Genomic DNA, 228 nt, shown 5'->3' with positions numbered 1-228 from the left:
TATACATGCCAAACAGAGCTATTTACCCTAGATGCTGAGGAATTATTATTCACGGATGATTGGCTCGATGAATATTATGATATGTTACTAGATTCCATCGAAGAAGAGTTTACGATGGTTACAGTGAGAAATTCTTTAGGAAAAAAAGATAGTTACAGTTTTAGTGTCAGAGATCTTTACTACTACGAAGGAAACAATTACAAAAACAACAGTTTGCATCTCTGACAC

Annotated in this window: 1 protein-coding gene; it reads left to right on the top strand. The window is 34.2% G+C overall.

Annotation, left to right across the window (positions count from 1 at the left end):
* A partial coding sequence (locus AOA60_RS33150; protein WP_218240441.1) for a hypothetical protein occupies window positions 1-225 on the top strand: 225 nt, incomplete at its 5' end.
* Between the last annotated feature and the right edge of the window lie 3 nt (window positions 226-228).

The sequence above is a fragment of the Pseudomonas sp. 2822-17 genome (assembly GCF_002742485.1).
In the GTDB taxonomy this organism is placed as follows: Bacteria; Pseudomonadota; Gammaproteobacteria; order Pseudomonadales; family Pseudomonadaceae; genus Aquipseudomonas; species Aquipseudomonas cyclaminis.
Note: the sequence above shows the minus strand (reverse complement) of the source record. Positions and strands in the feature narration are given on the sequence as shown.